The sequence below is a fragment of the Pseudomonas sp. GW823-FHT05G12 genome (assembly GCF_058795575.1).
In genome coordinates this window covers 275,326-287,768 of the sequence record NZ_CM179501.1, presented here as the reverse complement: position 1 = coordinate 287,768, position 12,443 = coordinate 275,326, and the positions used below count along the sequence as shown (strand labels likewise).

Below are 12,443 nucleotides of genomic sequence, written 5' to 3'. Positions count from 1 at the left end.
ATATACCGGACCACCGGACCAGCACACGTCTGTCGCGATCAGCTGTAGCGACATAACTATTTTGTGAGGTCAGGAATGGTCAGGATCACAATCACCCCAGTGCGTAACGCCAGGGCATTGAGTGCAGCCAAGGAGCGGCACTGATGCCCAGCCAAGCCAACACCCAATTCCATAGCGATCTCGACAGCTCGCCCCCGCTGCTGCCGGCCAAGGTATTGCGCAACGACGCCGAAGCCCTGCAAGCGGCCCGCGAGCTGGCCGAGGTCGCCCGTGAGCAAGCTGCCCGGCGCGACCAGCAACGCAAACTGCCCTGGGCCGAAATCGAACTGTTTACCCGCAGCGGTCTGGGCAGCATCACCGTACCCAAGGCCTACGGTGGCCCCGACGTGTCGTTCGCAACCGTCGCCGAAGTGTTCCGCCTGATCAGCGCCGCCGACCCCGCCCTGGGGCAGATCCCGCAGAACCAGTTCGGCATGCTGCAACTGCTGCGCCTGACGGCCAGCGAGGCGCAACAAGCGCTGATCTTCCGCAGCGTGCTCGACGGCTGGCGCATCGGCAATGCCGGGCCTGAACGTGGCACCAAGGATACCCTCACCCTCAAGGCCCGAATCACGCGCGCCGGCGACAGCTACCGCATAAGTGGCGAGAAGTTCTACTCCACCGGTGCCTTGTTCGCCCATTGGGTGGCGGTAAAAGCCCTAGACGATGAAGGCCGCCAGCGCCTGGCATTCGTGCGCCGGGGAAGCCCGGGGTTGCGCATTGTCGATGACTGGTCCGGGTTCGGCCAGCGCACCACCGCCAGCGGTACCGTGCTGCTGGACCAGGTGCCGGTTGACGCGGAACTGGTGATCGACAACTGGCGCCAGCGCGATATCCCCAACATTCAGGGCGCCGCTTCGCAGCTGATCCAGGCGGCGATCGACGCCGGCATCGCCGAAGCGGCTATCGATGATGCGATCACGTTCGTGCGCGAAAAGTCCCGGCCGTGGATTGAAGCCAACGTCGACCGTGCCAGTGACGACCCTTATGTAATTGCCGACATCGGCCGCCTGAAACTCGAGCTGCACGCCGCCGAAGCGCTGCTGCGCAAAGCTGCTCGGGTACTCGACGAGGTCAATGCTGCGCCTATCGACGCAGCCAGCGCGGCACGGGCCTCGATTGCGGTGGCCGAGGCCAAGGTGCTGACCACCGAGATTGCCCTGCAGGCCAGCGAAAAGCTGTTCGAGCTGGCCGGCAGCCGCGCCACCCTTGCCGAGTTCAACCTCGACCGCCACTGGCGAAATGCCCGGGTGCACACCCTGCACGACCCGGTGCGCTGGAAGTACCACGCGGTGGGCGCTTACCACCTTAACGGCACCCTGCCTGCACGGCATTCCTGGATCTGATTTGCTGCCTTTGGGGCTGCTGCGCAGCCCTTCGCGGGCTTGCCCACTGCCACAGGATTGTCACCGCCTGAACCGGCATCACTTTACCTGTGGGAGCGGGCAAGCCCGCGAAGGGCCGCAAAGCGGCCCCCGGAGAACTCCATGACAATCGCTATCATCACCAGCGACGCCCAAGCCCTGGCCGTCGCCGAAGACATCGCCCAGCAACTGCGCCGCGACAGCGCCTTGCGCGACCGCGAGCGCCGCCTGCCGCTGGCCGAACTCGAACTGTTCACGCGCTCCGGCCTTTGGGCCATCAGCGTGCCCAAAGCCTTCGGCGGTGCCGGCGTTTCCAACGTCACCCTGGCCAAGGTCATCGCCCGTATCGCGCAGGCCGACGGTTCGCTCGGGCAGATTCCGCAGAATCATTTCTACGGTCTGGAAGTGCTGCGGGTAAACGGCAGCCCCGAACAGCAACAGCGCCTGTACGCCGAGGTACTGGCTGGCCGCCGTTTCGGCAATGCCCTGGCCGAGCTGGGCACCAAGACCGCCCACGAGCGCACCACCCGCCTGAGCCGTGACGGCGACGGTTTCCGCATCAACGGGCGCAAGTTCTATTCCACAGGCGCCATCTATGCCCAGCGCATTCCAACCTCGGTCGTGGATGAGCAAGGCGTACAGCAGTTGGCTTTCGTCCAGGCCGACAGCCAAGGGCTGCAGGTGATCGACGACTGGAGCGGCTTCGGCCAGCGCACCACCGGCAGCGGTTCGGTGGTGTTCGATAACGTGTACGTCAGCGCAGCCGACGTGGTGCCGTTCCAGAGCGCCTTCGAGCGCCCCACCCCGGTTGGCCCGCTGGCGCAGATCCTCCATGCCGCCATCGACACCGGCATTGCCCGCGCCGCCTATGAAGACGCCCTGCACTTCGTGCGCACCCGCAGCCGTCCGTGGGTCGACTCCGGCCTGGACAAGGCCACGGATGACCCGCTAACGCTGAAAAGCTTCGGCCATCTGGCGGTCCGCTTGCATGCGGCCGAAGCCCTGCTGGAGCGCGCAGGCGAATACCTCGACCGCGCCCGCGACGACAGCACTGCCGACAACGTGGCCGCCGCCTCCATTGCCGTGGCCGAAGCACGCGCCATCAGTACCGAAATTTCCCTCACCGCCGGTACCACCCTGTTCGAACTGGGCGGCAGCCAGGCAACATTGGCCGAACACAACCTCGACCGCCACTGGCGCAACGCTCGCGTGCACACCCTGCACGACCCGGTGCGCTGGAAGTACCACGCCATCGGCAACTACTACCTCAACGATGCCAACCCGCCACGCCGGGGGACCATCTGATGGCCAAGCAGATTCTGCTCAATGCCTTCAACATGAACTGCATCGGGCACATCAACCACGGTCTGTGGACCCACCCACGGGACACTTCAACCCAGTACAAGACCCTGGACTACTGGACCAACCTGGCACGCCTGCTGGAACGCGGTCTGTTCGACGGGCTTTTCATTGCCGACATCGTCGGTACCTACGACATCTACGGCCAGTCACTGGACGTCACCCTCAAGGAGTCGATCCAGCTGCCAGTCAACGACCCGCTGCTGCTGGTGTCCGCCATGGCTGCGGTCACCCGTCACCTGGGTTTTGGCCTTACCGCCAACCTCACCTACGAGGCGCCGTACCTGTTCGCCCGGCGCCTTTCCACACTCGACCACCTGAGCAATGGCCGGGTGGGCTGGAACATTGTCACCGGCTACCTCGACAGCGCTGCCCGGGCCATGGGCCTGGCGCAGCAACCGGAGCATGATCGCCGCTACGACCAGGCCGATGAATACCTGCAGGTGTTGTACAAGCTGCTGGAAGGCAGCTGGGCCGATGACGCAGTGGTCGCCGACCGCGAGCATCGCGTCTATGCTACGCCCGACAAGGTGCGCAAGGTTCAGCACCAGGGCGAGTTCTACAAGGTCGAAGGCTACCACCTGTGCGAGCCCTCACCGCAGCGCACCCCGGTGCTTTTCCAGGCCGGCAGCTCGCCGCGTGGCCTGGCCTTCGCCGGCAACCATGCCGAATGCGTGTTCATCAGTGGCCAGGACAAGGCAGCCACCCGCGCCCAGGTCGACAAGGTTCGCGCGGCCGCCCAGGCCGCCGGCCGCGACCCGCAGGCGGTCAAGGTGTTCATGGGCATCACGGTGATCGTTGCGGCCACCGAGCAACTGGCCCAGGCCAAACATGCCGAGTACCTGCGCCACGCCAGCGCCGAAGCGGGCGTCGCGCACTTCGCCGCGTCCACTGGCATCGACTTCGCCGCCTATGAATTGGACGAACCCATTGCCTTCAACCAGGGCAACGCCATCCAGTCAGCCACGCGCCAGTTGCAGGACAACGCCTGGACCCGCCGGCGCCTGTTGCAACAGCACGCCTTGGGCGGCCGCTACGTAACCCTGGTCGGCGCGCCTGAACAGGTGGCCGAGCAGTTGATCGCGTGGATCGATGAAACCGGCCTGGACGGTTTCAACCTGACCCGCACCGTCACCCCGGAGAGCTTCGAGGACTTCATCGAGCTGGTCATCCCGCAACTTCAGCAGCGTGGCCGCTACAAGACTGCCTACACCGAAGGCACCCTGCGCGAAAAACTGTTCCAGGCCGACCACCCGCACTTACCCGCCGACCACCCTGGCTCGGCTTACCGCTTTACCCCTACCCCGACTGGAGCCCTGCACCATGCTTGAGAAACTGTTCCGGCCCGTCGCGGCCATTGCCATCACCCTCGGCCTGTGCGCCGGTACCCTTGCTGCCGAGCCGTTGAAGATCGGCACCACCTCGGCCTTTGCCATTCCGCTGGAAGCCGCGGTTGAAGAAGCCCACAAGCAAGGCCTGGAAGTGAAGCTGATCGAGTTCAGCGACTGGATTGCGCCCAATGTCAGCCTCAACAGCGGCGACATCGACGCGAACTACTTCCAGCACATCCCTTTCCTGGAAAACGCCAAGGCTGCTGCAGGCTTCAACCTCGTGCCTTACGCCCCGGGCATCATCAACAACGTTGGCCTGTACTCGAAAAAGTACAAAAGCTTTGCCGAGCTGCCTGAAGGCGCCAGCGTGGCCATCGCCAACGACCCGATCAACAGCGGCCGTGGCCTGCTGCTGCTGGCCAAGGCCGGGTTGATCACCCTGAAGCCAGGCGTGGGCTACAAGGCCACCGAGGATGACATCGTCGCCAACCCTAAAAAGCTGAAGATCCTTCAGGTGGAGGCGGTGCAACTGGTACGTGCCTACGACGACGCCGACCTGGTGCAGGGTTACCCGGCCTACATCCGCCTGGCCAACACCTTCGATGCCACCTCGGCGTTGCTGTTCGACGGGCTGGAAAACAAGGAATACGTGATCCAGTTCGTCATTCGCCCGCAAAGCAAGGACGATCCACGCCTGGCCAAGTTCGTCGACATCTACCAGCATTCGCCAGCGGTGCGCGCTGCGTTGAACAAAGCTCACGGCAAGCTCTACCAAGCCGGCTGGGAAGGCTGAAATGAGCCAGGCCAGCGCGCTCAGGGCGCCTACACCCCAAGCACTGCCGCCAATGGCCAGGGAACAGGCCCTGCGCCCCGAGGTCAATGAAGCCCACGTGCGCTTCATCGGCCTGGGCAAGACCTACCCGGGCCAGGCGCAACCGGCGTTGCAAGGCATCGACTTGAACATCCGCCATGGCGAGATCTTCGGCATCATCGGCCGCAGCGGCGCCGGTAAGTCATCACTGCTGCGCACCATCAATCGCCTGGAGCAACCCAGCCAGGGCCGCGTATTGATCGACCAGGTGGATATCGCGCTTTTCGATGAGGACCACCTTGTGGCCCTGCGCCGGCGCATCGGCATGATCTTCCAGCACTTCAACCTGATGTCGGCCAAGACCGTGTGGCAGAACGTCGAATTGCCTTTGAAAGTCGCCGGCGTGCCCAAGGCCGAGCGCCAGCGCAGAGTGCGCGAATTGCTGGAACTGGTCGGCCTGCAGGAAAAACATCACGTGTACCCGGCGCAACTGTCCGGCGGGCAGAAACAGCGCGTGGGCATTGCCCGGGCACTGGTGCACAGCCCCGAGATCCTACTGTGCGACGAGGCCACCTCGGCGCTGGACCCGGAAACCACCGCCTCGATCCTGGAGCTGCTGCGCGATATCAACCAGCGCCTGGGGCTGACCATCGTGCTGATCACCCACGAAATGGCGGTGATTCGCGACATCTGCCACCGGGTAGTGGTGCTGGAACGCGGCGCAGTGGTCGAGCAGGGCGAGGTCTGGCGGGTGTTTGGTTCACCTCGTCACGAGGTTACCCGCACCCTGCTCGCCCCTTTGCAGGCCAAGCTACCCGCCGCACTGCAAGCCAGCCTCCAGGCCCACCCGGCGAGCGGCAACAGCGCCGTAGTGCTGAAACTGACGGTGCTTGGCGAGCCAGAGCTGTCTGCCCTGTTCAACGACCTGGGCGGGCGTGTACGCCTGCTGCAGGGCGGCGTGGAAACCATCGGCGAACATGCCTTGGGGCAACTCATCCTCTCGGTGCAACACTCGCCGCACGACACCCATCAATTGCTGGAACGTGCCCGCCGTTGGGCCGAGGACGTGGAGGTATTGGGCCATGTGGATTGATCGCCTGCTGGAAGGCTTGCTTGATACGCTGCTGATGGTTGGGGTTTCGTCACTGATCGCCCTGCTGGTGGGTGTACCCATGGCGGTGCTGCTGGTGACCAGCGACAAGGGCGGGATCTTCGAGGCGCGGCTGCTGAACCGGGTGCTGGGCGCCTTCGTCAACCTGTTCCGCTCGATTCCGTTTCTGATCCTGATGGTTGCGCTGATTCCTTTCACCCGCCTGGTGGTGGGTACCACTTATGGTGTGTGGGCGGCAGTGGTGCCGCTGACCATTGCCGCCACACCGTTCTTTGCGCGGATTGCCGAGGTCAGCCTGCGTGAGGTCGACCATGGTCTGGTGGAAGCCGCACAGGCCATGGGCTGCCGGCGCTGGCACATCGTCTGGCATGTACTGTTGCCCGAGGCGCTGCCGGGGATCGTCGGGGGCTTCACCATTACCTTGGTGACCTTGATCAACTCGTCGGCGATGGCCGGGGCGATTGGTGCCGGCGGGCTGGGGGATATCGCCTATCGGTATGGCTACCAGCGTTTCGACAGCCAGATCATGCTGACCGTGATCGCCATGCTGGTAGCGTTAGTGGCGTTGATCCAGCTGGGCGGGGACCGCCTGGCGAAGGGTTTGAACAAGCGTTGAAATCTGAGGGCTGCTTTGCAGCCCGGTCTCAATCCCAGCGAAGATCCGCAGCCGGCACTGGCCGCCCGAACCAGTACCCTTGACCCAACTGGCACTCCTCCTGCAGCAGGAAGCTGGCCTGTTCCGCCTGCTCGATGCCCTCGGCATGCACCTGCATACCCATGCTACGGGCCAAGGCGATGATCACCCGCACAATGGCGATGTCGTCTTCATCCACTGGCAACCCAGCCACAAACCCTTGGTCGATTTTCAGCTTCTGCACCGGCAAACGCTTGAGCCGCAGCAGTGACGAATACCCGGTGCCAAAGTCGTCGATGGCCAGGGTCACCCCCAGTTCACGCAAGCGGTGCAGTTGCTCCAGCGCCACCTCAGGGTCTTCCATCACCGCGCTTTCGGTCACTTCCAGCTCCAGCAAGGCCGGGGCGAGGCCGGTGTCGTGCAGCACTTCGGCTACCTGCCGATACAGCTCATGCTGGCCAAACAGGCGACTGGAGATGTTCACCCCCACAAATGCCAGCTGCCGGCCTTGAGCCTGCCACTGCACCATTTGCCGGCAGGCCTGGCGCAGCACCCAGGTATCGATCTCGGCAATCAGGCCGGTGCGTTCGGCAATCGGGATGAACTCGCCCGGCGGTACCAGACCGCGCCTGGGGTGCTGCCAGCGCACCAGCGTCTCGACCCCGACCTGTCGGCCTGATGCCAGGTCGTGTACCGGCTGGAAGTACACCCGCAGTTCATCCTGCTCCAGGGCCCGACGCAATTCAGCGGCGGTCTCGACCCGATGCTGGGCGTGGGCGGTCAGCTCTTCGGTGTACAGCGCATAGCAGGCCCGCCCGTTGCTTTTGGCCTTGTACAACGCCGAGTCGGCATTGCGCAGCAACTGCTCGGCACCCAAGGCATCGCTGGGGTAAAGGCTGATTCCGACGCTGGCGCTGATGAACAGACGATTGCCGTCGAACTGAAACGGCTCACGCATACGCTCGATGATGCACTGCGCCAGCTTGCCCGCCTGGCCGACCTGCTGGCAGTTCTCGACCAGCACGCCGAATTCGTCGCCGCCCAGACGCGCCAGGGTCACACCGTTACCCAACACCTCCCCCAGACGCTCGCCCACCAGCTTCAGCAACTGGTCGCCAATGGTATGGCCCAGGCCGTCGTTTATGCTCTGGAAGTGATCCAGGTCCAGCAGCAACAAGGCGCAACCGCGCTTGTTGGCCTGCGCAGCCGCCAATGCCTGCTCCAGCCGGTCGGTAAACAGCAGGCGGTTGGGCAGGCCGGTCAGCGGGTCGTGGTGGGCGAGGTAGGCAAGCTCTTGTTCCGAATGCTTGATGGCGCTGATGTCACTGAACACCGCCACGTAATGGCTGAGCTCACCCTCGTCATCACGAATGGCGCAAATGGTCTGCCACTGCGGGTAGATTTCCCCGCTTTTGCGCCGGTTCCAGATTTCACCACTCCACTCGCCCTTCTCGGCCAGGGTGGCGAAAACCTCCTGGTAGAAGGCCAGGCCATGGTGGCCCGACTTGAACTTGCTCGGGCGCTGGCCGATAACCTCATCCTGCTGGTAGCCGGTGATGCGCATGAAGGCACGATTGACGTGCACGATCAGGCCTTGGCGGTCGGTCACCAGCACACCTTCGAGGGTACTGTCGAACACTGCGGCAGCCATGCGCAGCCGTTCACGGTCTTCACAACGCAAACGCGCGCCATGGCCGATGAAATTGAGCAGGCGCACGCGCGACACATAGATCAGCAAGGCACTGAGCAGCACCCAGACCACCACGTTGATCTGCCGCCCCACGGTCAGTGCCAAGGGATCGTCAGTCATGCTGTGCAGCATCACCTCCGCCAGCGCAAGCCAGAGGATCGAGAGCACCACATACAGCGCAGCCATGCGCAAGGCGTCGCGAACGGAAACAGACATGTCGGGTGGGAAAGGCCATCAAAAAGGAGTGGGCATTATAAAGGCTGAAACATGTCGTGACCTCCTATCTCAACGGTTGACTGGTTTTATTTCCCCGCCAAGGGATAATCAGCCCTTCCCCCTGCATTTCGAGGGTATTTGCACCTATGTGGTATAACGGCCTGCTCGACCTGTCGGCCTGGCAACTGGTCGGCATCACTCTGTTGATGACCCACGTGACCATTGTCAGCGTCACGGTCTACCTGCATCGCTACTCCGCGCACCGGGCCCTGGAGCTCAACGGCGCGCTCAAGCACTTCTTCCGCTTCTGGCTGTGGCTGACCACGGCGCAGAACACCCGCGAGTGGACCGCCGTCCACCGCAAGCACCACGCCAAGTGCGAAACCCCCGACGACCCGCACAGCCCGGTGTACAAGGGCCTGGGCACAGTGCTGCGCAAAGGTGCCGAGCTGTACCGTGAAGAGGCGCGCAACCCCGAAACCCTGCGCATCTATGGCAAGAACTGCCCGGATGACTGGATCGAGCGCAACCTGTACTCGCGTTACAAACTGGGCGGTATCGCACTGATGGCGGTAATCGACCTGCTGCTGTTCGGCACCCTGGGCATCACCATATGGGCGGTGCAGATGATGTGGATTCCGTTCTGGGCCGCCGGTGTGGTCAACGGCCTGGGCCATGCCCTCGGCTATCGCAACTTCGAATGCCGCGACGCCGCCACCAACCTGGTGCCCTGGGGCATCGTCATCGGCGGTGAAGAACTGCACAACAACCACCACACCTACCCCAACTCGGCCAAGCTCTCGGTCAAACGCTGGGAGTTCGACATGGGCTGGGCGTGGATCCGCCTGTTCTGCCTGCTGCGTCTGGCCAAGGTGCAGCGCGTGGCGCCCATCGCCCACCGGGTGGCCGGCAAGGCCAGCCTGGACATGGACACCGCCATGGCCATCCTCAACAACCGCTTCCAGATCATGGCCCAGTACCGCAAGCTGGTGATCGGCCCGCTGGTGAAACAGGAACTGGCCCGTGTCGACGCCTCGGTGCGTCACCGTTTCCGCCGGGCCAAGCGGCTGCTGTCTCGCGAAACCAGCCTGCTGGAAGACCGCCACCACGTGCGCATCGAGTCCATGCTCGCGCACAGCCAGGCACTGAAAACCATCTACGAAAAGCGCCTGGCCCTGCAGCAGATCTGGGCGCGCACCAGTGCCAACGGCCACGACATGCTGGCAGCCATGAAAGACTGGGTACATGAGGCCGAAACCAGCGGCATCCAGGCACTGCGCGACTTCGCAGCACAACTCAAGACTTACTCGCTGCGCCCGACCGGCGCCTGACCGCCGTTGATCGGCACGCCCCGCAGCGGGGCGTGCCATTCGGAACTTCGCCCCCACCTCTCCACTCGAATCCGGAATATCGCCTGCGTGGCGGGCCGGATGCTGGCCGCACGCTTTCACGTTGAGACCTGCTCCGTGCACATGGCCAAGAACATTCCAACGATTTTCCCCGGCACCCCTCCTCCCGAAGCCGCCCAGACTTTACTGGCGTTGCTCCACGCCCAAGGAGAGGTTGCCCGCCTGAGTGAGCGTGATCAGCTGTTCAGCTCGTTGCTCGACAGCGTCAACGCAGTGCTCTGGGCCTTCGACTGGGAAACCCGTCAGGTGCTGTACGTGAGCCCAGCCTACGAGCGCATCTTTGGCCGCCCGGTCAGCCTGGTGCTGGCTGACTACAACGAATGGCGTGACAGCATCTACCCCGACGACCTCGAGTTCGCCGAACGTAGCCTGGCCCAGGTACTGCTCAAGGGCGCGGTGGAAGACCGCGAGTACCGCATCCTCAATGCCGACGGGCAACTGCGCTGGCTGAGCGACAAGTGCTACATCAACCAGCAGCACGATAGCGACCGGGTAATCATTGTCGGTATCGCCGAAGACATCACCGAGAAGAAGCAGCTTGAAGGCGAACTGCAGCGCCTGGCCACCACCGACGTGCTGACCCAGAGCAGTAACCGCAGGCACTTTTTCGAATGTGCCCAGCAAGCCTTCGACAGTGCACGTGAGGACGGTACACCGCTGGCTTTCCTGCTGTTGGATATCGACGACTTCAAACGCATCAATGACAGCTATGGCCACCAGGAAGGCGACCAGGTGCTGCAACACATCGCCGACAGCGGCAAGGCCGTGCTACGCCGGGGCGACCTGTTCGGACGCATTGGCGGCGAAGAATTTGCGGCAGTGTTTCCGGGCTGCAACGCCCAGGTAGCGGAGCAGATTGCCGAGCGCTTGCAACGGCAGATTCAGCACTTGAGCTTCACCCATGGCCAGCAGACGTACGGGGTGACGGTGAGCCAGGGGCTGACCGGGCTGACCGACGAGGATGTGGCGCTGGACAGCCTGTATGCGCGGGCCGATGCGGCAATGTACCGGGCCAAGCGGCAGGGCAAGAACCAGATAGTCCGCGGCTGATCAGGCGGCACGGGCACTGGCTTTGGCCGGTATTCGAGGGCCTGCGGGAGCGGGCAAGCCCGCGAAGGGCCGCAATGCGGCCCCGAATCTCAGCTGGAAACCTCGGCCCCAGCCACCGGCGGTTCTTCCTGCGGCTTTACTTCCGGGTTCTCTTCTTTGCGCAACCGCCTCAGCTCCGGCAGGCCAAGCTTGAGCAGCCGCGCCGTCTTGCCGCTGGCCACCTTCTCCAGGCCCTGCCCAGCCGGCAGCCGCGACAACTGCCCAGCCAGGTTCATGGCCAGGATCTCCAGCGAGTAAACGCCACCACCCAACTGGTAGATCGCAGCGATCAGCTCGCGCAGTGCCAGCGGCAAACGCCAGCGAGTACGCAACGCCGAGCCGAATGCCGCAGCAAACTCTTCCAGCGATTGCTGCACATTGCGCTCGTCCAGATCCCCCCCGGCCAACCGCCACTCTTGCAGGCAGCGCAACACCGCCAGGTCGCCCAGGCAATGCAGCAAGCCCGCGCAGTAACAACGCCCCTCGTCCAGCTCGAGCATGCGCGCCAAAGTGCGGCCATATTCGGCAGTGTGCAGTGACAGGTCCCAGTAACGGGTCGCGTGCTCCGCCAACAGCGGGTCACTGAGGCGTGCGCTGCGCTTGAGGGTCATGCCCAGGATCAGGTTCATGCTTTGGGTACTGCCAAGCTTGTTCAGGGCCTGCAGCAACGTCTGCACCGGGGCTTCACGGTGCAATGCCGCACTATTGGCGGCGGCGATCAGCACCGCCGTCACTTGCGGGTCGTTACGCACTTCCTCTTCGAGCACCCTGAGGTTCAGGCCCTGGGGGTTCAGCGCTCGATTGATCGCTACCTGCACATCGGCCAGCAGCGGCCCGCCATCGGCGGTAGCGCGACGCTGCTCAAGGTAGGCTGACAGGGTGGCCCCCGCCTGCAACGCCGGTACCGGGCAGGCGATCTCCTCGCCAACGGCCAGCAGCAACTCTTGCAGGCGCTTGCGCAGGTTATCCAGGTTCAGCGGCTTGCTCAGGTACGCCGTGGGGTGCAGGGGCAGCGCTTCGCGCACACTGGCGCTGTCATTGCGGTTACTCATGAGAATGAACGGCACCCCTGGCCCTTTGGCGCGCACCTTGCGCAGCAGGTCGAGGCCGTCGACACCGGCCAGCTCACGGGCGGCGATGATCAGGTCAGGCTTGCTGGACAAGGCACTGAGCGCCTGCGAGCCGTCCGCGCATACCTGCAGGCGGGCGTCACAGCGCACGCTGAGCAGCATCTCGCTGAGCATGTCCCGTACCCAAGGATCGCCTTCGACAATCAGTACGCTTGGTGGGGTGGGGGCTGCAGCGCTCATCGCCAACTACTCCTGAATAACCTGACACACAGTCCGTCGCAGCTTCCAAAGCCAGTCCTCAGATAACCATAGCGCCACGC

The 12,443-nt window shown here is 63.7% G+C and carries 10 protein-coding genes; 8 read left to right on the top strand and 2 right to left on the bottom strand.

Going from position 1 to position 12,443, the window contains the following annotated elements; all coding sequences use genetic code 11:
* Positions 1 to 143 precede the first annotated feature (143 nt).
* The 6 genes from AC3RCM_RS01230 (at position 144) to AC3RCM_RS01205 (ending at position 6,631) form a co-directional block, all read left to right on the top strand.
* The gene (locus AC3RCM_RS01230; protein ID WP_129932968.1) at positions 144 to 1,385 is read left to right on the top strand and encodes an SfnB family sulfur acquisition oxidoreductase; all 1,242 of its coding nucleotides are present in this window, start codon (positions 144 to 146) and stop codon (positions 1,383 to 1,385) included.
* Between the two features lie 141 nt (positions 1,386 to 1,526).
* Entirely contained in the window at positions 1,527 to 2,708 is a 1,182-nt protein-coding gene (locus AC3RCM_RS01225; protein ID WP_064491765.1) for an SfnB family sulfur acquisition oxidoreductase, read from the top strand.
* Positions 2,708 to 4,093 carry an LLM class flavin-dependent oxidoreductase gene (locus AC3RCM_RS01220; protein WP_064491764.1) on the top strand — a complete coding sequence of 462 codons (1,386 nt, stop codon included), beginning with the start codon at positions 2,708 to 2,710 and terminating at the stop codon, positions 4,091 to 4,093. The genes AC3RCM_RS01225 and AC3RCM_RS01220 overlap by 1 nt, the downstream gene beginning before the upstream one ends.
* Positions 4,086 to 4,886 (top strand): MetQ/NlpA family ABC transporter substrate-binding protein, encoded by an 801-nt coding sequence (locus AC3RCM_RS01215; protein ID WP_064491763.1) that lies wholly within the window; start codon positions 4,086 to 4,088, stop codon positions 4,884 to 4,886. The genes AC3RCM_RS01220 and AC3RCM_RS01215 overlap by 8 nt, the downstream gene beginning before the upstream one ends.
* A gap of 1 nt (position 4,887) precedes the next feature.
* Positions 4,888 to 5,997: a methionine ABC transporter ATP-binding protein gene (locus tag AC3RCM_RS01210; protein WP_064491762.1), complete on the top strand. Its 1,110-nt coding sequence runs from the start codon at positions 4,888 to 4,890 to the stop codon at positions 5,995 to 5,997.
* The gene (locus AC3RCM_RS01205) at positions 5,987 to 6,631 is read left to right on the top strand and encodes a methionine ABC transporter permease (RefSeq protein ID WP_010951601.1); all 645 of its coding nucleotides are present in this window, start codon (positions 5,987 to 5,989) and stop codon (positions 6,629 to 6,631) included. Before AC3RCM_RS01210 ends, AC3RCM_RS01205 begins: the two co-directional genes overlap by 11 nt.
* A gap of 28 nt (positions 6,632 to 6,659) precedes the next feature.
* On the opposite strand, the gene dibA is transcribed toward AC3RCM_RS01205, so the two are convergent.
* Positions 6,660 to 8,555, bottom strand: coding sequence for a phosphodiesterase DibA (dibA, locus tag AC3RCM_RS01200; protein WP_064491761.1), 1,896 nt, complete (start codon positions 8,553 to 8,555; stop codon positions 6,660 to 6,662).
* Positions 8,556 to 8,701: 146 nt separating this feature from the next.
* Between dibA and desA the strand changes: the two genes are divergently transcribed.
* Both desA and AC3RCM_RS01190 read left to right on the top strand, forming a co-directional pair.
* Positions 8,702 to 9,886: a delta-9 fatty acid desaturase DesA gene (desA, locus tag AC3RCM_RS01195; RefSeq protein WP_014589316.1), complete on the top strand. Its 1,185-nt coding sequence runs from the start codon at positions 8,702 to 8,704 to the stop codon at positions 9,884 to 9,886.
* A gap of 99 nt (positions 9,887 to 9,985) precedes the next feature.
* A complete protein-coding gene (locus AC3RCM_RS01190; protein WP_064491760.1) occupies positions 9,986 to 11,014 on the top strand; it encodes a GGDEF domain-containing protein in 1,029 nt (342 codons plus the stop codon).
* An 89-nt stretch (positions 11,015 to 11,103) separates the two neighbouring features.
* Here AC3RCM_RS01190 and AC3RCM_RS01185 read toward each other — a convergent pair whose 3' ends face one another.
* Positions 11,104 to 12,363 carry a response regulator gene (locus AC3RCM_RS01185; RefSeq protein ID WP_020192581.1) on the bottom strand — a complete coding sequence of 420 codons (1,260 nt, stop codon included), beginning with the start codon at positions 12,361 to 12,363 and terminating at the stop codon, positions 11,104 to 11,106.
* Positions 12,364 to 12,443 lie beyond the last annotated feature (80 nt).